We start from the raw sequence: 22,012 nt of genomic DNA on the forward strand, positions 1-22,012 counted from the left end.
CCGACGGCGGGATTTTTCTTTGCCGGCCGCGGGCCGCGCCGGTTGCATCGCGGCATGTCCGCCCCTGCGTCCCTGCGGTTCATCGTCGCCTCAATGGTCGCCGCGCTTGCTTGCGCGTCGGCCCGGGCCGCCACCATCAACGCCATTCAGGGCAAAGGCACGACCAGCCCGCTCGTCGGCACGACGCAGACGGTCGACGGCATCGTCACCCTCAGCGCGCAAGGCACCGGCGGACTCGGCGGTTTTTATCTGCAATCCACTCAGAACGACACCGACGCCGATCCTGAAACCTCCGAGGGAATCTTTGTCGCCAACACCTCCTTTCCGGTCGTCGTCGGCGAAGTCGTGCGCGTCACCGGCACCGTCGCCGAAGCCGGCACGGCGCCGAGCACGCAGACACAGCTGAACAACCTCACCGGTCTGACCCACGTCGCCGTCGCCTCGTTGCCCACGCCGGTCACGGTGACCCTGCCGTTCGCGAGCACGACGTTCGCCGAGCGCTACGAGGGCATGCTGGTCACCTTCGGGCAAAAACTCACCGTCACCGACAACTACGACCTCGGCCGCTACGGCGAACTCACGCTCTCGCTCGGCCGCGTCTCCACGCCCACCAACATCGCCGCGCCCGGCGCGGCCGCCGTCGCGCAGGACAATGCCAACTTCCTCGCTTCGATCCTCCTCAACGACGCCAGCAACACCTCCTACCGCGCCGCCACGCCCTACCTCGCCGACAGCGCGGGCCGCGGCGACACGCGCCGCGCGGGCAGCACGGTCACCGGCCTCAGCGGCATCCTCGACGAGCGCTTCGGCCTCTACCTCGTCGAGCCGACGAGCGCGCCGACCTTCGTCGACGAAAACCCCCGCGCCGATCCGCCCGCCGTCGGCGGCACGCTGCGCGTCGTGCTCTCGAACGTGCTGAATTTCTTCAACGGCCCGACCTTCCCGACCTCGCGCGGCGCCGACACCAGCGCCGAATTCGACCGCCAGCGCGCCAAGATCGTCGCCGGCCTCACGCGCCTCGCGCCCGACATCCTCGGCCTGACCGAAATCGAGAACGACGGCTTCGCCTCCGGCAGCGCGCTCGCCGACCTCGTCGCCGCGCTCAACGCCGCCGCGCCCTCCGGCACGACCTACGCCGCCGTCGACGCGAGCGGCGTGGACAACGGCACCGACCTCATCCACTGCGCGTTCATCTACCGCACGCAAACCGTCGAGCTCGTCGGCGCCCCCGCCGCCCTCACGAACCAATATTTCACGAGCCTCGCCCGTCCGCCGCTGGCGCAAACTTTCCGCGAGCGCAGCACCAGCGAGGTGTTCACGGTTTGCCTGAACCACTTCCGCTCGAAGTCCACCGCCGCCACCAGCGCCGCCTCCACCGACGGCCGCACGCCGAATCCGAATCTCGACCAAGGTGACGGCCAGGGCGTGAACGGCTACCTGCGCAAGCGCGAAGCCGAGACCCTCGCCGCGTGGCTCGCCACCGATCCCACACGCAGCGGCGATCCCGATGTGCTGATCATCGGCGACCTCAACGCCTACGCGAAGGAGGACGCGATCACTGCGCTCACCGGCGCCGGCTACACGAATCTCACCGAACGCTTCGAAGGCGCCGGCGGCTACTCCTACGCGTTCGGCGGCGCGTTCGGCCACCTCGACCACGCGCTCGCCAACGCCTCGCTGTTGCCCCGCGTCGCGGGCGCCGCGACGTGGCACGTCAACGCCGACGAACCCGACTGGCTCGACTACAACGTCGAGAGCAAGACCACCGCGCAACAGGCGCTCAACGTCGGCACGCCGTATCGCTATGCCGACCACGACCCCGTGATCGTCGGCCTCACGCTCCGCGTCTCGACGCCCACGACGCCCACGACGCCGACCACGCCCACGACGCCAAGCACGCCTTCGTCCTCGGGCGGTGGCGGCGGCGGTGGCGGCGCCGCGAGTTGGCCCTTCGCCATCGTCTTCGCGCTCCTGCTCGTCGCGCGCCGGGCTACGGCGGTTTCAAAGATTCGGTAGCCGCCCGCCTGTCATCGCGAGGAGCGAAGCGACGAAGCAACCGAGCTGGTTTTCAGTCACCGAGTTTCGCGTAAGTCGGTAACGCCGGTGGAGCGCGTTGCCCCCAACGCGCTCAGAGCGGATTGAGGTCAATCCGCTCCACCCCAAGGCATGACTCACTTTCGCGAACCTCAACAGATCGCCACGGCACGGCATCGCGCGCCTCGCGATGACACCCCAAAGAAACGGCCACGCGATTTCTGAAACCGTCCCCGCGCTCGCGCCGCGCGCGACGCCGCCGGTCCATCGCAACGGGAAACGCCAGCCGCGCGGCAGGTTCGCGGGTATTCGCCTTGCCTTCAGTGCTGCGCGCTCAAACTTCGGCGCGGGCCACGCATCCTCTCTTCGCCGTCACGCTTCGAATTTCGTGACCGGTTGACTTGGCCCCTGTCCGCCCGCTCCCCGGCACAGAGCCGTTTCACCGGATGCGCGGCGCTTACCCCGCTTCCGATTCCGCGCGCGCTCGGTTGTGCTCCAAGCCCTTCACGTTTCCCGCGTGCAAGGGTCGGCCGTGCCCGCGCGCGTCGATTCCGGCCCCTTTCTCCCGCATGAAAACCAACCTGCCCCCGTTCGGGCCCGGCTACGATCCGGCCGAAGCCCTCGAAATCCTCCGTCTCGCCGCCGCCGTGTCGGCGTTCGTTCCGCGCTACAACACCGATCACAAGTTCTCCGAACTCGATCCGACCGCGCCAGCGACATCGTCGCCGATCGTCGCGACCCTGCCCTATTCCAGTCCGGGGCCGATCATGCCCTCGCTGTTTCCCGATCGCTGGCCGACCGGCTGGGTCGCGGGCCTGTGGACGGGCGACAATCCCACGTGGGAACGCTCGATCGTCGTCTCCTACGGCGACGGCAACCTCTCCTTCGCCAACCAGGCTTTCCTCACCTACAATCCGGCAGCCGACGCCTACTGCCTCGCGTTTCGCGGCACGATCACGCCCGGCAACGTCCTTGAAGATCTCGGCTGCCTGCTCGTGCCCGCCGGGCCGCTGACCGTCGGGGACTTCACGCCGCCCGTGCTCACGGGCGAGGAAAACGCGCCGCCGCCGAAGCATCCCGCGGTCGTCGCGCACTTCATCGAGAAAGTCAAAGTGAGCAACCGCTGGTATTGCCCGAGCAACATCCCGGGCGTGTCCGAGCGCGCATGCGTGCACGGCGGCTTCCGCGTCGCGCTTGAGTCGCTCGACTTCGCCGCGGTCAGCCCCGTCGCGCCGACGAATCTGCTGGAGCGCGTCGAGAACGTCCTCGAGCGCAAGGAGCACACGCTCACCGGCCTGCTCGAGGAGATCGGCCGCCGCGCCGCGGGCCGCCCGATCAAGCTCTACGTCACCGGCCACAGCCTCGGCGCCGGCATGGCGTCGCTCTGCGCCGCGTGGCTGCAAACACAGCCGATCAAGAACGCGGAGTTCCGCGTGAAGCTCTACGCCTTCGCGCAACCGAAACCCGGCAACGACTACTTCGCCAGCGCGCAAGGCATCGCGTTCGGCCCCGGCTGGATTTACGCCGTGGTCAACAGCCTCGACACGATCCCGCAGGTCGGCCTGACGCTGCAGAATTTGAAGGCCTTGAACTACCAGGGCTGCATCGAATTCCTCGCCAGCAAACTCGGGCCCATCGCGTGGATCGCGAAAAATCTCATCCCGCCGTTCAACTTCGTCCACATGGGCTCCGAGATCTATCTCGAAGGCGGACCGATCACCGCCGGCGCCACGCCCGCCACCGACGGTTTCTACAATCTGCCGCAGGTGCCATCGCCTGACCCGGCGCCGAGTGCCGCTACCGCTGCCACCGAAGCTGAGAAACAAAAATCCGGCCTGCACCTGCCCACGCTCGGCAAGAAACCCACGCCGCCCGCGCCCAATCCCGGCCCGAAGCCGCCGGAGCCGGTCTTTAAGTTCCCCGCCTATCTGTTCCTCCCGGCGACGCCCGGCATGCCCAACGACTACGTGCCGCCCGCCGACACGTGGACGATCACGCCCTACGCCGATGAGGACGCGGCGACGCTCGGGATGTTCGCGCCGCTCTGGCAGCACATGCCGTGGATCTACCAACAGGCCCTCGTGCAACAGATCGCGCGACTCAAGGCCTCGAACGATTCCTGAGTCGACGCGCAGAATGGATTGAGATGCACGCGAAGCAAACCAGGTGGAACGCGTTGACCTCAACGCGTTCGGCGTTTCTCACCGCTCGATGAGCGCCTGAGCGCATTGAGGTCAATGCGCTCCACCTCGACGCGTCAGCCTGCGGCTCGAAGGCTGCGCGCAGCGAGCGATTGGGTCGCCTGCAAGCAGGCTCCTACAGGAACGGAGAAAGCGCGGTGCGGCGCGCGCGGCCATTCACCGCGCGCGAAAAAGCCCCGCGGTTTCCCGCGGGGCTTTGGCCCTGAATCGCGTTCGCGGTGTGCGCACCACGACCGCCGAACGCGACCCAAAGTAACCGGCGAAGCGTCAGCCTCCTACTGGCGGCGCGGCGCCGGCGCGGCGAGCGTCTTGACCTCGGTGGTCGGCGGCGGCGCGGATTGCGGCACGAGCACGGGCATCACGTTCGGCACGGCGTAGGGCGAGCCGGCGCCGAGCACGTGGCTGACCGCAACGAGGCGCGCGGGGAGCTTCGGCGGGTTGTTCTGGAAGTTATACGACGTCGCGTTGTGGCAGAGGAAGCAGTTGAGCATCGTGTTGCCGCCGGTGGTCGGCACGGCGTTCGACGGCTGCACGGCGGGGACTTGGAAGAACGTCTCGGCGGTCGTGTTCGCGAGGTTCACGGAGCCGACGGCGTTGGTGTTGTTCAGCGTGAGCGCGTTCGGGTTCGAGGGCACGTAGGTGTTCGGGAGCATCCACACGGTGCCGACGAGGAAGTAGCTGCCGAAGGTGTTCTGCGGTGCGGGCAGGCCGGCGTAGAAGGTTTTCGCGGACTTGTTCAGCGAGGCGATGTTGGACGGGCCCTGCGGGGAGTTGGTCTCGCTGCCGGTCTGGTTCGCGAGCACGACGTTGGTGCCGACGGAGGCGGAGCGCGTGGTGCCGGTGGTCGTGAAGTTCGGGCCGTTGATCGGGACGGTGACGGTCGTGAACTTCTGCGAGGCGAGGTCGAACTTCAGCAGGTAGGGCGCGGCTTGGTTGCCTTGGTTGTAGTTAACGTTCTGCCACGGCGTGTTCGCCTGGTAGAAGGTGTAGCTCTTCGGGTCGCTCGCGGTGGAGGTGGCGTCCCAGGTGTTGTCGGGGAACTTCGGCGTGTTGTCCTGATGCTCGAAGGTTGCCCAGAGAAACTCGGGGTGGTTCACGGTGTAGCCGACGACGTGGAGGCCGACAAGGGCAACGCTCACCGTGGTGGTCTGGCCGCTCGGTGCGACGGTCATGCTGTTCTTCGTGCGATAGACGGTGAGGACGGGCACCTCGGCCTGCGTGACGTAGGCACCGGCAGGCGGCTGCTGGCCGGGATCTAGGCGGAGCCACGTGGCCTTGAACACCGCCGCGCCGAGGTCGAAGTAGTCGTTGGCCGGCTGGCTGGTGTAGCCGCCGGTCGCGATGAGGTTGCGCTTCACCGTGGCGAAATACGACGGGTTCATGTGCACCGACGCGTAGACGGGATAACCGTTCGGCGAGACGAGCATGTTGCCGTCGGCCTCGACGATCGCGCCGGCGGTTTCGGTGAACGAGCCGTCGGCTTTCGCCTCGAGGGAGCGGTGGCCGAGCTTGAGCTTCCGCGGATGGATGTCGCCGGCGGATTTGGCGTCGGTGAACAGATCGGCGGGCGTCGGCAGCGTCATGAAACGCGGCACGCCGTTGGTGTTGAGCGCGGTGGCCCAGACGAACGCTTCCCACGACCATTGATGGAACGCGCAGTCGGGCGTCGGCATGTTTTTCGTATCGTCGATCGGGAACGCCGCGCCCGGTTTCAGGTAAGCGGGCAGCAGCTCCGGCCAGCCGATCATCGGGCAATTGTCGAAACCGGCCGGGGCCGGGCCGGCCGCGGTGGCGGGCGCAGCCGCGGGAGCTTGGGCGAACGAGGCGGCGCCGGCGGAAAGCGCGGCAAGGAGGACGAAACAGCGCGCGAGCGGCACGCGGGGCATGTGGTGGTCAGCAGTGGATTTCATGGGTGTGGTTCGGGTTCACCCGGCGCGCCATGGCCCTGCCGCGCCGGGAAACTGGATCGACGGCTCCGTCCGGAACTCGCGCATGGCGCGCGACAGTCTTCAGGGTGGAGCCGCAAGGGTGCGTGGAAAGAAGCTGGCCCGCGCGCGAACGAAGGGCGCGCCTCGCCGCAAAGCAAGCGCGGGCTCTCCTCCCCGATTTCCCGCGCCTCGCGGCACGGCCCGCGCGCCACCGCGCATTGTGCCCTTGCAGTCGCAACCGCGCCGGAAATGATGCGCGCATCACGGGCCACCTCCACGCCACTCCTCGCGAGTAGCACAACCCCTCCGGCCCACGCCGGCTCATACTCCCGTCCGACGCCAACCCGCCCGCCCGCTTCGCTCGCACCTTGCCTGCCTGCGCCGCGCGCGGCCACACCCCCACCGCTCCTCCCATGATCCTCCCCGGCAGCGCTTCGCTGGTCCTCTCCGCAGTCCAGCAGATCGTCAAACTCGGCGGCCGCCTCGACCGCCTCATGGCGCAGAAAACCGCCGCGCAAGCCCAGCTCGTGCTCGGCATGCCCACCGTCCGCGTCGACAACCTCCCCGCGCAATGCGCGCTCGCGCTCCAGCAACTCAACGCGACCGCCGGACAGGACCCCGATCCGTTCGGCGCCGACCGCGGGACGTTCACCGCCGAGGCCAACAATCCCACCGCGGTCTTCGATCAGCTCTTCCTCAAATACTTCCCCGAGGAAGTCGCGAAAACCACCTTCAACCCCGACGCCGCCTACCTCGCGCAACTCCAGGCCGCGTTTCCCAACGTCGACTGGACCGACCTCAGCGTGCGCGTCGCCGCCTTCGCGCTCAGCGCCGGCCCGAGCAACGACCAGATCGGCTTCACCGGCCGCGTCGCCCTCGCCGTCGCGGACACGTTGCTGGAATTCGGCGCGGAGAACACCGCGCTCTTCGTCCGCGACGAGAAACTGCAGGGCGTCGTCCAGTCCGTGCTCGAACGCTTCGCGCAACCCGAGTGGGACCAATTCGAAAGCTGGAATCCCCTCCTCCAGACCGCACTGGGCATCACGCTCAACTCCGCCCTCGACGTCGCGCACGCGCTCCCGAGCGAGAATCCCTGGCTCGACGCCACGCTCGACGCGCTGGTCAAAGCCCGCGCCGCCTCGCCCACGCCCGACGATTTCCTCCTCGGCCTCATGCAGGGCAAAGGCGTGCCGCTGCTGCTCTCCCAAGGCCTGCTCGTCGCCGCCGACCGCCTCGACGCCTCGAGCGCCGCGTCGTTCAAGCAAGTCGCCGCCGACGTCCTGCGCGCCGCCGCGCCGATCATCCAGAACTCCGCCAATCCCACGCTCGGCCAATTCCTCCAGGACCACTGGGGCGACCTGCTCCGCGCCGGCCTCACCTCGCTCGAGAAACACGGCTCCACGCTCCTCGCGCCCGGCCAGCCGCTGCTCTCCGGCGTGCTCACCGCGATGGTCGGCCAGCTCGCGCAGACGCCGAACGCGCAGTTCCTCTCCAGCGACACGCTCTACCGCCTCGCCGACGCCGCGATCGACACCGTCGCCGCCAATCCCGCGCAGCTCGCCACGCTCACGAGCGCGCCGTGGCTCCAGCAATTCCTCGCCGCCGCCGCCACGACCGCGCAGCAACTCACCGCGCGCAACCTCTTCACGCCCGCCGCGGCCGACGCCCTGCTCGCCGACGCGCTCGGCGTGCTCGCAAAAAATCCCAGCCTCGTCGTCGGCAACAACCCCGCGACGCTCACGCTCGCCTCGTCGATTTTCACCGCGCTCGCCGCCGTGCCGAACCTCACCACCGCCGGCACGCGCACGCTCGGCGAAACCGCGTTGCGCGCCGCGCTCACTTCCCTCGCGCAAAACCCGCAGCTCGTCTCCACGAAGTTCGCGCCGGTCGTCACCGCCGTCGCCACGCAACTCGCCGGCTGGGTCGGCGCCGGCCAGATCACCTCCGCACAGGCCGCCGCGCTCGCCTCCGCCGTCATCGACGCCATCTCGCGCAACCCGCAACTCTACGCCGGCGCCACCAACGGCATCGCTCAAGCCGTGCTCTCCGCCGTGCAAGGAGCCTTCTCGGCCAACGCCGCGTGGGCCCAGCGCCTGCTCGTCGACACCGCCAACCAGACGCTGCTCGCCTACGCCCGCGCCGGCGGCTCGCCGGGCGCGCCGACCCTCGCCGCGCAAGTTCAGCAACTGCTCCTCCAAGTCCTCGGCTCCGGCCTCCAAGTCGCGCAGACCCAGCTCGGCCAGTCCACCGATCTTGCCGGCATTCCGCCGATCCTCGGTGGCCTCGTCGCCCAAGCCCTGCGCGGCAACCTCACCGCCCTCGACCCGACCTCGCCAACCTTCATCGCCGCCTTCCAAGCCCTCGCCCCGCAAACCGCCTGATTCCTTCCGCCATGTCTTCGCTCGTCCACCGCACCTTCCGCCCGCTCGCCCTGCTCGTCGCGCTCGCCCTCGGCGGCTGCGTCACCACCGACCAAGTCCGCGACATCGTCCGCAGCAGCAACTACGAGATGCTCGTCTCGGCCGACCCGGCGCTCGCCACCACCGTGCCCGCCGACGCCAACACCGGCCCCAAGCCGTCGCCCAGCGCCGCCGAACGTCTCACCACGTTTCTCCAGGAGCATCCGAACGACCCCGTTCTCGGCCCCGCGCTCAACTTGCGCCAGGCCCTGCTCTACCTCAACGAGCGCCAGTTCGCGCTCGCCCAAGCGTCGTTCGACAAGGTCAAGGGCGCGAAATTTACCACCGCGCGCGACGAGGCGCTCGCCGCCGCCTTCCCCACGATCAAGTGGTGGACCGAGCAATCGCTCGCCGCCGGCGGCGCCTTCCGCGCCGAGCGCGCCAACGCCGTCGCGCAAATGAAGACGCTCGCCGACTTTGCCGCGGGCAGCGCCAAGCAAATCCCCGACGTCGCCGACTACTTCCTCGAGATGCGCGCGTGGATTGGACTGAAAGCCGGCTTCGCCGTCGTGCTCCCTGCCGACGCCGCGTTCCAACAACAGACGCTGCAGGACGCGATCAACGGTTGGACCGACACCTTCGCCGCCGATCAGCTCGCCCTGCTCAGCCAGTCGAAATTCGGCCCGAACGACGCCCTCACGCTGTCCACGCGCCGCGTGCTCCGCCTGCGCACCTTGCTCAACACCCTCGCGACCGTCGCGAAGTCCGGCGGCACCCTCGTGCCGCCGCCCGCGCTGCAATTCCACTCGGCCGACGCACAGCGCTACTACGAAGCCAAACTCGCTGCGCCCTGAGCGCCGGGTTCATTCCTCGCAAAGCCGCGTTGCGCTCAACGCGGCTTTTTTATTTTCTCCGCCCGTGAAAATCGTCCGCCACCTCACGCCCGCCGGCCCCGCCCACGCCGCTCTGCAACCCGACGGCTCCGCGCGCGCCATCACCGGCGATCTCTTCGGCGAGTGGCGCGTCACCGACGAAGTCGTCGCGCCGGGCAAGCTCCTCGCGCCGGTCGCGCCGACCACGATCATCTGCCTCGGCCTCAACTACGCCAAGCACGCCGCCGAGGGCAAACGCCAGGCGCCCGAGCGCCCGATGTGGTTCATGAAGCTGCCCGGTGCGGTGCAAAACCCCGGCGACGCCATCCGCATTCCGACCGTGCAGGCGAGCACCCGCGTCGACTACGAGGGCGAACTGGCGATCGTATTGAAAAAACCTGCGCACAACGTCGCACGCGCCGACGCCTTCGACTACGTGCTCGGCTACACCTGCGCCAACGACGTGAGCGCGCGCGACTGGCAACGCGAATGGGGCGGCGGCCAGTGGAACCACGCCAAGAGCTTCGACACTTTCTGCCCGCTCGGCCCGGTGCTCGTCACCCCCGACGAACTGCCCAATCCGAACACACTGCGCATCCGCTCCGTGCTCAACGGCACCGTCATGCAGGATGCGACGACCGCCGAGATGGTTTTCGACGTGCCGACGCTCATCGAGTTTCTCACCGCCGACAAAACGCTGCCCGCCGGCACGCTCATCCTGAGCGGCACACCCGAGGGCGTGGGTTTCGCGCGCCAGCCGCCCGTGTGGCTGCAACGCGGCGACACCATCGCCGTCGAGATCGAAGGCATCGGCACGCTGAGCAATCCCGTCGCCTGAACGCGCGGCGCCCGCCTCGCCGCTAGCGCCATTCTTCCCGGCTGCGCCTAGAGCGCTTTGACCCTAGCGAAGGGAGGCAACCTGCATTGACCGTCCCGCAAGCTCGCGTAGCCTCTCGCGGCACAACTGATGAATCTCCTCAGCCGCCTCGTGCTGGTCACGCTGCTCGTGTGCGCCGGTTTCACTACGCTCTACTGGATCACGCTGCAGCAGGGGCGCACCGAGATCGAGGGCCTGCTCCAGGATCTCTCCGTGGAGCGCAACGAGCGCTTCGACACCGCCACCCGCCTGCAAGGCGCCGGGCTCGAGTCGCTCGTCTCCAGCTACGCCTGGTGGGACGACATGGTGAAATTCATGGACAAGCCCGATGAGACTTGGGCGGCCAACAACGTGGACAACATCGTCGGCATTCCCAATGGCGGCGACGCCGTCTGGGTCCTCAACACCGACCTCGCGCTCGTCCACACCATCGACAAGGACTACCGCCGCCTGCCCGCGCCTTTCCCGAGCGTCGCCGCGCTGCGCCAGGCGATCGGCGATCGCTACACGTCCCGGTATTTCACCCGCATCGACGGCGCGCTCTGGGAAATCTACGTCGCCGCGATCCAGGACGCGAAATTCTGGCGGCATCAGACGCCCGTGCGCGGCTACCTCCTGCTCGGCCGCCGCTGGGACGAGCAATGGATTCACCAGCTCAACACGCTCGTCGGCGCGCGCATCACCGTGCATCCCGCCGACGCCGTCCTGCCGCGCGTCCCCTTGCTGCACGATTTCCGTCGCCTCCTCAAGGGCCCCGACGGCCAGCCGCTCGCGCAGCTCGATCTGCGCTTCAACTTCGATCTGCTCGAAACCGCGCGCCAGGCCTTCATCAGCCGCGTGATTTTCCTGCTCGCCGGCGCCCTCCTGACGCTCGCGCTTCTCGTCAGCGTGGTCGCTTTCCTCGTGTTGCGTCCGCTCGGCCAGATCACGCGCTCCCTCGAAAGCCGCGTGCCCTCGCACCTGACCGGCCTGCTCAACTCCCGCACCGAGTTCGGCGAGATCGCGCGCCTCGTCGCCGGCCAGCTCCGCTGGGGCCGCATGCTCGAGGACGAAATGCGCCGCCAGCTCGAACGCGCCAACCCCGACACCTCGCGCCGCGACGCCGAGGCCAACGAGGCGCTCCGCGTCCGCCTCGCCGGCAACATCCACGACGGCCCCATCCAGTCCATCTACGCCGCCGGCCTCCAACTCGCCGCCGTGCAAACCGGCGCCGAACAGGGCCTCGCCCCGCGCCCGGAGCAAATCGCCGCGATCAACAAGATGCTCCAGCAGGCCTCCTCCGATCTGCGCAATCTCATCCTCGACCTCGAACCCGAGGAGTTGCGCGAACGAGACCTCGAGACCGCGCTCAGCCGGCTCGAACGGCACATGCAGCAGGTCGCTCGCTGCACCTTCGAACTCAAGGTCGCCGACGGCGCGCTCGACGGGCTTTCCCGCGACGCGCAAACCCAGCTCTATTTCATCTGCCGCGAACTCGCGAGCAACGCGCTCCGCCACGCCCGCTCCACCCAGGCGTCCCTGCATTTTTCGGCCACGAAGGGCTTCCTGCACCTCGAGTGGATCAACAACGGCACCCTCGCCCAATCCCCCGCCAAGGGACAGGGCAACGGCCTGCGCAACCTCGAGCGCCGCGTGATCGAACTCGGCGGCAAGCTCAGCTACGGTCCCGGCACCGGCGACCGCTGGCGGGTCCAAGCCGAGCTTCCCTACTCGAGCCTCACGCTCGGCGGCGCGCCGAACTCGATCGTCTGACTCTGCCGCCCGCAATCGGTAGGGGCGGTTGCCCTCAACCGCCCTTCTCGTGCGCGTTTCGCAGGGCCGTTGAGGGCGATGGCCCTTACCTATTTGTGCGCGGCTCGCCCGCCTCGCGCCATCACGCGGAAAATCTCCACGACTGTGCGCCTCGCGCCCGCTGCGCGCTTGCGCGTCGCTCGCCCGCTCGCGCATCCTCGCGCTCTACCCCTTCCACGCATGCTGAAAGTCAACCTGCGCGACGTCCCCGAACTCGAACAGCGCTCGCCCACCGGCAAGTTCCACTCGTTCGCGAAAAACGTCTCCCTCGCCCTCGGCGGCGTCCGCAATGCCGGCGTCTGGGGCGGCGGACACCCCTTCGATTTCCAAGTGCGCCGCGTCCCACCGGGCGCCGCCGTGTGCCCGCTCCACGCGCACATCGTGCAATGGGAGCTCTTCGTCGTCCGTCGCGGCACCGGCACCGTCCGACTGGAGAACGAACGCCGCGAAGTTCGCGCCGGCGATTGCTTCCTCCATTTGCCAGGCGAGGCGCATCAGTTGATCAACACCGGCGGCGAGGACCTCGAAATCTTCATCATCGCCGACAACCCGCAGCTCGACGGCTTCTGGTATCCCGACTCGCAGAAGTGGGGCCTGCGCACGCCGAGCGTCTTTTTCAAGATGACGCCGGTCGACTACTTCGACGGCGAGGACACCGTCGACCCCGCTCCGACCGCCGCCGCGGATGTTCGTAATACGAACATCGCCACCCCAACCGCACCGGGCGCAGGCCCGGGCAATGTTCGTAATACGAACATTGGCGCCCCCGCGCTGCCGCCGCCCGCGACGCCCTTCTCCGCGCGCTGCAAGAATCTCGACGACATCGCGTGGGAAGACTGGCAATCGCCGAAGGGAAAATTCCGCGGCTCGTTTCGCGGCGTCTCGCTCGCTTTCGGCGCGCAACACCGCACGCCACTCCACGCGGGCGGCCATCCCTTCGATCTCGAACTCGGCAAGGTGCCTCCCGGCGCGACGCTTCTCCCGTTCCATTGGCACGCCCTGCAGTGGGAATTCTACGTTTTCCTCGAGGGCCGCGGGGAGTTCCGACTCGGCGACGCCACCTTCCCCGTCGAACCGGGCGACTGCGTCATGGCCGCCCCGGGCGTGGGCCACGGCTTCCGCAACACCGGCGACGTCGACCTGCACTACTTCGTCATCGCCGACGACCCGCTCAACGAATTCTGGTCCTACCCCGACTCGGGCAAGTTCGGCTTCGCCAATCCGCGAAAAATCTTCCGCGCGACCGAAGTCGAATATTCCGACGGCGAGGAGTGAGCTTCCGAAGCACGAGGTAGGGAGGGACCGCTGGGCCCGCCGTAAACGTGATTCGCGGCGCGCCCAGCGGTCGCGCCCTACCTCACGGAACGAGAGCGAGCTTCACCTCCGGCGGTGGACGCTCCGGACGCGCCGCGCGTGTGAATTCCCGATCCGTCAGCGTCTTCAGGAACGCCACCAGCGCCGCCTGATCGTCGGCGCAGAGCGCGAGACCGGCCTTGGGATGCTTCGCGAGATTCGGATCGAGGTTGCTCGCGCGCTGCACGCCGTGGTCGTAGTGCGCGACGACTTCCTCGAGCGTCTGGAAGCGGCCGTCGTGCATGTAGGGCGCCGTGAGCTCCACGTTGCGCAGCGCCGGCGTCTTGAAGCGTCCACGATCATCCGCGCGCCCCGTCGCGTTCTGCGCGCCCGCGTCGGCCGCAACGAGATCGAGGCCGTTGTTCTTCACCGCGAAATCGCTGAAGAGCACGCCGCCGTGGCAATGAAAGCAGTCCGCGCCGCGCTTGCCGCGCGCCGGATCGTATTCGGTGACGAACAGCTCGAAGCCGCGCTGCTCCTGCGCCGTGAACGTGGCCTGGCCCGCGAGCGTCCGGTCGAACTTCGCGTGGTTCGACACCAGCGTGAGCAGGAACTGCTCGAGCGCCCGGCCCAGTCGCTCGCCGGTGATCTCCTCGCTGCCGAAGGCCGCCGCGAAATCGTCGCGCACGCGCGGATCGTCGCTCAATTCGGCCACGACGTCTGCAACGCGCGCGTTCATCTCGATCGGGTTCGTCATGGCCGCGAGCGCCTGCTCGCGGATCGTGCGCTTGGTGCCGTCCCACGCATAGGCGGGATGCCACGCGAGATTGAACAGCGGCATCGCATTGCGCTGGCCGAGCGCGCCCTCGGTGCCGCGACTGAGCGCGACGCGGTCGCTGAACGCCGCACGCGGATCGTGGCAGCCCGCGCAGGACTGTTCCCCGTTGCTCGACAGGCGCCGGTCGAAAAAGAGCCGCCGGCCCAACTCGACCCCTTGCTCGGTCAACGGATTGTCCGTCGGCAACGCGGGCTGCGGAAATCCGGCCGGCACCGTGAACGCGAACGGCGTGCCGGCGCTCTTCGCCGCCGCCGTGCCCCGCTCCGGCGCGGACGGCGCGACGGAGTCATCCGCCTGGAGCCAGAAAAACGCCCGCTCGGTGCTGCGCGCGAGCGCGGTCGCGAGCGCATCGCGATCGTCGGAGTGGGTGGAGGCGGTGCCGTCGCTCGCCGCGATCCGGCGGTCTTTGAACAGCGGCGCGATATTCAACGCCAGATCGATGCGCGTCGCTCGCGCCACCGTGAACCCCGAGAGGAAGCGCACGGTCATCAGCTGCGGCTCTTTCGCGAGGTGATACGTGAACCCCGAGGAGTCCACCGCCCCGGCGTTTCGCCAGTAGCCCTCGAGGGCGAGGAAAACGTAACCGCCCGACCAGCTCCAGTGTAGCCCGTTAGTGGTTGGATTCAGAGCATGGCCGGGCGGCCAAAGTCCAGGATCGGCGTGGTTCACCGCCTCGGGCACGCCGACGCGCACCTGCAAGCCGCGATACTCGCCCACCGGCACGTTCGTCAGCGCGACTTCCAAGCGATCGCTCGCCGCGTCGATGAAGCCGTATTGCCCCTCGAGGCGCACGACCGCGCCGTCGGACCGCAGGAGCTGAAAATCCGACAACAGCGCCGCGAGCCGCGTCACGCGCACGAGCTGACCGCCCGGTGTCGCGACCTCCGCCGATGGCCCCGGCAGAGCGCGGTCGCCCCAGCGCGGCTCGACGCGCACGCGCAGTTCCGCCGCGCCGAGAGCGGCGGCGGTCCCGAGCAACAACGCGAACGTGAAACGGAGCATGCCGCCAGGGTCGCGCCGGGCGGTAAAGTGCGTGTGCAGGCCGCGCGGCAAAATTGTTAAGGCCGGGTAAAGGTTGCGGCGGAACTTCGCCCGCGCACCATGCTGCCGCCATGGAATCACCCGCGCCGGGCCGCACGCGCCTGCTGATGATCGACGACGACCGGAAGCTTTGCCGACTGGTCGCGAGCTATCTCGAGCCCCTGGCCTTCGACGTCGTCGCGGTGCACGACGGACGCCTCGGCCTCGAACGCGCGACCGATCCGGCGGAGAAATGGCACGCGGTGCTCCTCGACGTGATGCTGCCGGGCATGGACGGCTTCGACGTGCTGCGCGGCATCCGGGCGAAAACGACGGTGCCCGTGCTCATGCTCACGGCGCGCGGCGACGAGATGGACCGCATCGTCGGACTCGAAGTCGGCGCGGACGACTACCTGCCGAAGACCTTTTCGACCCGCGAGCTGCTGGCGCGCCTCCGCGCGGTGCTGCGCCGCGCGGCGACCGTCGCTGTCGCCGAAGGCAGCGCGCCGATGCAGGAACTCGTCGTCGGCGATCTGCGCGTTAACTTCGATGCGCGCAGCGCAGCGATGGGCGCGACGGCGCTCGTGTTGACGCCCGTGGAGTTCGACCTGCTTGCCTCGCTGGCGAAAGCGCGTGGCCGCGTGAAATCGCGCGAGGCGCTCCTCGACGAATGCCGCGACCGCAACTACGACGTCTTCGACCGCTCGATCGACGTGCACATCTCGGCCTTGCGGAAAAAACTCGGCGACGACGCGAAACAACCCCGCTTCATCCGCACCGTGCGATCCGCCGGCTACATGCTCGTGGACCCGCGCGCGGAGTGAGGTCACCCATCGCGCTCAACGCCGCCGCGCCCGGAGCACCAGCAGCGTTGCGGCCAAGGCGGCGAACCAGTCGCTCGGCGCGCCGCCGCCACCGCCGCCGGATGACGCGCTCGCGGTGCTCGTCCCGGACGTTGTCGTCGTAGGCGTAGTTGTCGTGGGCGCGGTGGTGGTCGTCGTGGAGGTCGTGCTGGAGCCGTTGGTCGGGCCCGTCGCGGAGCTGCCGGTGCCGGTGTAGTGCAGCGTCGCGGTCGTGCCAACCGGCGTGCCGACAGTCGCGTTCGTGTCGTAGGTGGCGATGGCGGTGAGCGAGACGCGGTAGTAGTTCGCCGTGGCGGCGGCGGTGTAGGTCGTCGTCGCGCCGCCGCTCGTGACCGTGGAGCTGAGCGTGGTGAACGAGGAGTTGTCGCTCGAAGATTCGACTTTGTAGGTCGCGCCTTCGGCGGAGTTCCACTGGAGCGCGACTCCGTTGCCGGACGCGGTGCCGGTGAGCGTGATCGCGGCGGCGGGCGCGCCGCGATCGTATTCGGCGACGGTCTCGCTGATCGACGTGACGCTGCCGCCGCTCGGGTTGCCGTAGTAGGAGCGACCGATGATGTAGGGGAACTTCGGCGTGCCGTCGGTTTCGATCGCGATGAAATAGGCGTAGGTGCCGTTGGGGAACTCGGGCGTGACGCAGAAGCGGCCGTTGTATTCGTCGAGGTCGAAGTCGGTGCCCTGCTTCTGGCCGAGGTCGCCGAGGTAATCGTAGTCCTCGATGTAGTGCCCGAGCACGTAGGTCGCGTTCACGGCGGGGCCGGATTGCGCGGCTGTGAGCGTGGTGCGGCCTTGGGCGCGTTGGGCCCAGGCGGGCAGCGATGTGCGGCCGGTGGTGGAGAGATTCGCGGTGCCGTTCGAGCCGTCGCGCTTCACGAAGCCGGAAACCATGCGCCGCACGCCGCTGCTGGCGTTGTTCGCGGAGGCGAAGCCGTAGGGACCATAGACCGGATAGCCGTCGGCCATGAAACCGAGGAGCGGCGAGTGTTTCGTCGGCGCGGTGGATTTCTCCGCGTAGGTGCGCGTGGCGCTGTTGTAGGTGATGTTGTCGTCGAGCAGGTAGCGGAGCGCGGGAGTGTTGGCGTGGTAATGGTATTGGGCGCCCGCTTGGTGCGCGAAGGCCGGATCGAAGGTCATGGCTTCGTTCACGTAGGCGTCGCGATTCCAGACGCCGTCGCCGCGCAGGCCGTTCACGGGCGTGGCGTCGGTGGCGGAGGCGTTGACGTAGGAGTAGGCGTCGCGGCTGTCGAAGAATGCCACGCCGTCGACGCCGTAGCCGATGGCGCCGAGGCCGGTGAGCGTCTTCGTCGTCGGCACGGTGGGGTTGCGCGGGATGCGGTAGAGGACGTTCGTGTTCGCGGGGAAGTTGGGAAAATTCTGCGTGTGCGCGGCGTCGCCATACCACGGGCCCATGACGTGGTAACCGAGGCCGGTGGAGCGCAGGTAGACCCAGTCGCCGGAATACTGGACCTGCGTGACGCCGGCGTAGGCGGGCGAGGATTGGGTGCCGGAGCCGCGACTCCACGTGGTCGAGGCGGTGCCGGCGGATTTCGCGGCGTCGGTCTGGTAGAGTCGCGCGTAATTGCCGGCGGCGTCAGTCAGCCAGGCGGTGACGCGCGGGTCGGTGGATTGGGCGGCGAGCGGCGCGACGAGGACGGCGAGAAGCGCGAGAGAGCGAAGCGGGGAATTCGGGTGCATGGGCGTGGAGCGTTGGCCCGAGTGAAACGCGGAGCGGTTAAGCGCGGATGTGTGTGCGCGCGGCTTTTTGTTAAGGGCGGGTAAATGGTCGGGATTTTTCCGGAGCGCCCGCTAGTGTCGTCGCGCTTTGAAAATCCCGCTGCCGCTTTGGATCAAGGTCTGGCTCCTGCTCGCGCTGAACTTCGCGCTCGTCGCGGCGCTGGGCACGGCGTGGTTCTTTGCGCGCAGCGAACGCGGTTGGGAGCGCATCGCGCTCGGCCCGCTCGGCGATCGCGTCGCGGCGCTCGCGGACGAGATCTCGGACGAGCTGCTGAACGCCGAGGAAAGCGAGTCGGCGGCGATCGTCGCCCGCCACGCCACCGAACACGGCGTCGAGTTTCTCTGGCTGCGCAACGACGGCCTCGTGCTCGCCGGACCCTCGCTGCCTTTGCCGGAGGCGGTGCGGCACGAGCTCGTGCGCAGCGGGCCGCGGCCGGGGCGCGGCGGCCGGCCACCGCTGGACGACGGCCCGGGGCCGGGTGAAATGGGTCCGCCGCCCGGCGCGCGGGGCGGCGCGGGACGGTTTCTCTTCCACCCGGAGAGCGGCGACTACTGGTTCGGGCTGCGCATCCATCCGTCACCCGAGCTGCTCGAGCGCGGCGGGCCGCCGCCGCGCACCACGCTCATCATCCACACCCAATCGGCGTTCCGCTTCGCGATCCTCCTCGGCTTGCACTGGTGGGCCAGCGTCGCAGCGCTGGCGCTCGGCGTGTCGGTGCTGTTCTGGATGCCGTTCGTGCGCTCGATCACGCGGCGGCTTGACGCGCTGACGGCGGCGACGGACCGGATCGCCGAGGGGAAATTCGAGACGCGCGCGCCCGTGGCCGGCACCGACGAGATCGGGCGACTCGGCGGCGCGATCAACGACATGGCGCGACGGCTGGAGTCGCACGCCGAGACGCAGAAGCGCTTCCTCGGCGACGTGGCCCACGAGCTCGGTTCGCCCGTTGGCCGTCTGCAGGTCGCGGTTGAACTCCTCGAACAGCGCGCCCCCACTCCACTCCAGGCCACCGTGGGCGACGTCCGCGAGGAGGTGCAGCAAATGGCGGAGCTGGTGGGCGAACTGCTGGCCTTCACGCGCGCCGGACTGAAGCCCCGCGAAACCGCCCGCGAGCCCGTCGCGCTCGAACCGCTGCTACGCGAGGTCGTCCTCCGCGAGGACGGCGCCGATCGCGTCGTGATCGAGACGCCCCCCGCGCTGCTCGTGCTCGGCGACCGCGCACTGCTGTCGCGCGCCATCGGCAATCTCGTGCGCAACGCCCTTCGCTACGGTGGCGACGGTGTGGTCCGCGTCACCGCGACGCGGCGCGACGGCGACGTGCGGGTGAACATCGAGGACGAGGGCCCCGGCGTGCCGACGGACGCTCTCGCACGTCTCGGCGAGCCGTTCTTCCGACCCGAGGGCGCCCGCGCTCGCGAGACCGGCGGCGTTGGGCTTGGGCTGACGATTGTGCGTTCGAGCGTCGCGGCCTGCGGCGGCGAGATCACCTTTGCCAACCGGCAACCGCGCGGCTTCCGCGTGGAGGTCCGACTCGCGGCCGGTTGAGCGGCGCGCTTACGCGGGCTTAACAAAAATCCGGTCGCGCCTTCATACGGCGCCAACGCGCGCGTGGTTTCATGGCGCCATGATCCCCGCCATGAGCGCTCCCGCTCCCACCTCGCCCGAATCCGCGCCGGTCGCCGTCGTGACGACCGTGCCGCAGATCAACGCCTTCAACTGGCTCCTCGTGCTCGGATTTCCGCCCGAAGTCGCCGCCGCTGCCGCGCACCCGGAGACGTTCGCGCGGTGAGCGCTCGTCCGGGCGCGAGGCCGCCTCAGCGTTTCGGCGTGAGCACCTTCTCGCGCGCGACGAGATAAAGGAACACGCAGAGCAGCGCGAACGGGATCATCGCGAGCGCGTCCGCGTTTTCGCCGCCGTAGAACGGATTGTGCGCCAGCGACCACGCCGTGATCGACGCGTCGAAATCGCTCGTGACACCGGCGAAGAACGCGATGGCGATGCCCGCGATGGCGCCGCCGGCGATGTAGCCGGATGCGAGCAGCACGCCGGGGCTCTTGTCGCTCTCGGCGGCGAATTGCTCCTCGCTAAGATTCGCGTAGGCGGGCTTCTGCCGGACGCGGCGATCGACCAGCCAGCGGATGAAGCCGCCGATGAGAATCGGCGACGACGCGGAGAGCGGCAGATAAACGCCAACCGCGAACGCCAGCGCCGGCACGAAGCTCATCTGGAGCACGACCGCGATCATCACGCCGAACAACACGAGCGCCCACGGCAGCTGCTGGTCGAGAATGCCCTTGATGATGTAGGAAACGAGCCGTGCCTGCGGGGCGGCGAACTTCTGCACTGTCGTGCCGTCCGGCCGCTCGTTGTAGGCGCCATTGATGCCGGGATCGACGAACCACACGGCCTCGCCGCGCTCGTTGACGAGGTATTTGCCCGCTGGGCCGCCCGCGGCGTCGGGCTTTTGCCAGACGAGATAGCTGCCAGCATCGGTGCGCGCCTGCGGGCCGACGAGTGACTCATGACGCGCGCCAGCGAGCGCGGCTTGCTCAACGTGCACGCCGGCCGGTGCGACTTTCGCGACGGGAACGTAGACGGTCGCCGAGTCGTTCAGGCGAAGCAGGATCGGCCCGAGCAGCACCGCCGACGAAAACGCGCCGACGAGAATCGCGAGCTGTTGCAGGCGCGGCGTGCCGCCGAGCAGGAAGCCCGTTTTCAAGTCCTGCGAGGTCGTGCCGCCGTTTGACGAAGCGATGCACACGATCGCGCCGATCGAGAGCGCGGTGACGTAATAGGTGCCGCCGTTCCAGCCGATGAGCAGGAAGATCAGGCACACGAACAGCAGCGTGGCCACCGTCATGCCCGAGATGGGATTGGACGAGGAGCCGATCTCGCCGGTCAGCCGCGACGAGACGGTCACGAAGAGAAACCCGAACACCACGATCAGCAGCGCGCCGAGGAGATTCATCTGCAGCGGCCGCGCGAGCACGATCAGCGCGAGCAGCACGACGATGCCGATGCCGATAAACTTCGGCGAGAGATCGAGGTCCGTGCGCGGCACCTTTTCACCGGCAGCGCGGTCGCCGCGCGCGAGGCCGACGTCGCGCAGGCCCGCCACGAAGCTGTGCCAAATCGTCGGCAGCGCCTGGATGAGGCTGATGATGCCGCCCGCGGTCACCGCGCCGGCGCCGATGTAGAGGATGTAGGCGCGGCGAATCGCGTAGGGATCCATCTCCGCGATCGGCACCGTGCCGGGCGCGATTGGCGTGGGCACGCCTTCGCCGAAGAAGCGGATCAGCGGAATCAGCACGAGGAACGACAGCGCGCCGCCGCCGCACATGATCGCCGCGATGCGCGGACCGATCACGTAGCCGACGCCGACGAGCTCCGGCGAAATCTCCGCGCCGACCGAGCCGCCCTTGAGCGGCGCGCCGAAGACTTTTTCCGGGATGTCCTTCCAGCCCTTGAACGCCGCCATCACGGTCTTGTAGAGCAGGCCAATCACGAAGCCGCCGAAGACCACCTTCGCGCCGGGCGACTTGCCGAGGCCGGCCGCCTCGGCGGCGGCCATTTCGGCTTTGGCCGAGGGAGAAGCCGCGGCGCGAGAAACATCGTCGACGCCGGCCTTCAACACCGCCGCGCACGCCGTGCCCTCGGGGTATTTGAGAATGCCGTGTTCCTTCACGATCAGCGCGCGGCGCAGCGGGATCATCATCAGGATGCCGAGCAGGCCGCCGAGGATCGCCACGAGCATCACGCGCGTGAGCTCGAGATCGAAGCCGAGGATCATGATCGCCGGCATCGTCGCGCCGACGCCGAAGGCGAGCGATTCGCCCGCGGAGCCGGCGGTCTGCGTGATGTTGTGCTCGAGGATCGTCGCGTCGCGCACGCCAAGTTTCGAGAGACCACGGAAGAGTGTGAGCGAAATCACGGCGACCGGGATCGACGCGCTCACGGTCAGACCGACCTTGAGGACGAGGTAGAGCGACGAGGCGCCGAAGATGACGCCGAGCACGGCGCCCGTCAGCACGGCGCGCCAGGTGAACTCCGGCAGTTGAACGGACGCGGGAATGAACGGCTCGAACTTCGGCGAGTTGTTTTGCGACATGGAGGGTAAAAAACGGCCGCGAGCGTGCGCACCGCACGGCGCACGCGCAATGGCG

General features: G+C 68.5%; 14 protein-coding genes. 10 read left to right on the forward strand and 4 right to left on the reverse strand.

Annotated elements, in window-relative coordinates; translation table 11 throughout:
• Positions 1-54: 54 nt before the first annotated feature.
• Together HZA32_03310 and HZA32_03315 are read left to right on the forward strand one after the other, a co-directional pair.
• Entirely contained in the window at positions 55-2,016 is a 1,962-nt protein-coding gene (locus HZA32_03310; GenBank protein MBI5423086.1) for an ExeM/NucH family extracellular endonuclease, read from the forward strand.
• A 587-nt stretch (positions 2,017-2,603) separates the two neighbouring features.
• Positions 2,604-4,157: a lipase family protein gene (locus HZA32_03315; protein ID MBI5423087.1), complete on the forward strand. Its 1,554-nt coding sequence runs from the start codon at positions 2,604-2,606 to the stop codon at positions 4,155-4,157.
• 353 nt (positions 4,158-4,510) lie between these two features.
• On the opposite strand, the gene HZA32_03320 is transcribed toward HZA32_03315, so the two are convergent.
• Positions 4,511-6,145 (reverse strand): hypothetical protein, encoded by a 1,635-nt coding sequence (locus HZA32_03320; protein MBI5423088.1) that lies wholly within the window; start codon positions 6,143-6,145, stop codon positions 4,511-4,513.
• Positions 6,146-6,576: 431 nt separating this feature from the next.
• Here HZA32_03320 and HZA32_03325 point away from each other — a divergent pair, with 431 nt between their 5' ends.
• The 5 genes from HZA32_03325 to HZA32_03345 all read left to right on the forward strand — a co-directional run bounded on the left by HZA32_03325 (position 6,577) and on the right by HZA32_03345 (position 13,377).
• A complete protein-coding gene (locus HZA32_03325) occupies positions 6,577-8,544 on the forward strand; it encodes a hypothetical protein (protein MBI5423089.1) in 1,968 nt (655 codons plus the stop codon).
• 11 nt (positions 8,545-8,555) lie between these two features.
• On the forward strand, positions 8,556-9,416 hold the full coding sequence (locus HZA32_03330) for a hypothetical protein (protein MBI5423090.1): 861 nt from the start codon (positions 8,556-8,558) through the stop codon (positions 9,414-9,416).
• A 64-nt stretch (positions 9,417-9,480) separates the two neighbouring features.
• On the forward strand, positions 9,481-10,272 hold the full coding sequence (locus HZA32_03335) for a fumarylacetoacetate hydrolase family protein (GenBank protein MBI5423091.1): 792 nt from the start codon (positions 9,481-9,483) through the stop codon (positions 10,270-10,272).
• A 129-nt stretch (positions 10,273-10,401) separates the two neighbouring features.
• Positions 10,402-12,063 (forward strand): hypothetical protein, encoded by a 1,662-nt coding sequence (locus tag HZA32_03340; GenBank protein ID MBI5423092.1) that lies wholly within the window; start codon positions 10,402-10,404, stop codon positions 12,061-12,063.
• Between the two features lie 219 nt (positions 12,064-12,282).
• On the forward strand, positions 12,283-13,377 hold the full coding sequence (locus tag HZA32_03345; protein ID MBI5423093.1) for a cupin domain-containing protein: 1,095 nt from the start codon (positions 12,283-12,285) through the stop codon (positions 13,375-13,377).
• Positions 13,378-13,459: 82 nt separating this feature from the next.
• Here the strand turns inward: HZA32_03345 and HZA32_03350 are convergent, their stop codons facing one another.
• On the reverse strand, positions 13,460-15,235 hold the full coding sequence (locus HZA32_03350; protein ID MBI5423094.1) for a cytochrome C peroxidase: 1,776 nt from the start codon (positions 15,233-15,235) through the stop codon (positions 13,460-13,462).
• 110 nt (positions 15,236-15,345) lie between these two features.
• Between HZA32_03350 and HZA32_03355 the strand changes: the two genes are divergently transcribed.
• Positions 15,346-16,077: a response regulator transcription factor gene (locus HZA32_03355; GenBank protein MBI5423095.1), complete on the forward strand. Its 732-nt coding sequence runs from the start codon at positions 15,346-15,348 to the stop codon at positions 16,075-16,077.
• Positions 16,078-16,092: 15 nt separating this feature from the next.
• Here the strand turns inward: HZA32_03355 and HZA32_03360 are convergent, their stop codons facing one another.
• A complete protein-coding gene (locus HZA32_03360) occupies positions 16,093-17,808 on the reverse strand; it encodes a YHYH protein (protein ID MBI5423096.1) in 1,716 nt (571 codons plus the stop codon).
• Between the two features lie 127 nt (positions 17,809-17,935).
• Here HZA32_03360 and HZA32_03365 point away from each other — a divergent pair, with 127 nt between their 5' ends.
• Positions 17,936-19,393, forward strand: coding sequence for a HAMP domain-containing histidine kinase (locus tag HZA32_03365; GenBank protein MBI5423097.1), 1,458 nt, complete (start codon positions 17,936-17,938; stop codon positions 19,391-19,393).
• Positions 19,394-19,484: 91 nt separating this feature from the next.
• Positions 19,485-19,637: a hypothetical protein gene (locus HZA32_03370; protein MBI5423098.1), complete on the forward strand. Its 153-nt coding sequence runs from the start codon at positions 19,485-19,487 to the stop codon at positions 19,635-19,637.
• A 25-nt stretch (positions 19,638-19,662) separates the two neighbouring features.
• Here the strand turns inward: HZA32_03370 and HZA32_03375 are convergent, their stop codons facing one another.
• Complete coding sequence (locus HZA32_03375; protein ID MBI5423099.1) at positions 19,663-21,957, reverse strand: oligopeptide transporter, OPT family; 2,295 nt, start codon at positions 21,955-21,957, stop codon at positions 19,663-19,665.
• Positions 21,958-22,012 lie beyond the last annotated feature (55 nt).

The organism is Opitutia bacterium (assembly GCA_016217545.1).
GTDB lineage: Bacteria > Verrucomicrobiota > Verrucomicrobiia > Opitutales > Opitutaceae > Didemnitutus.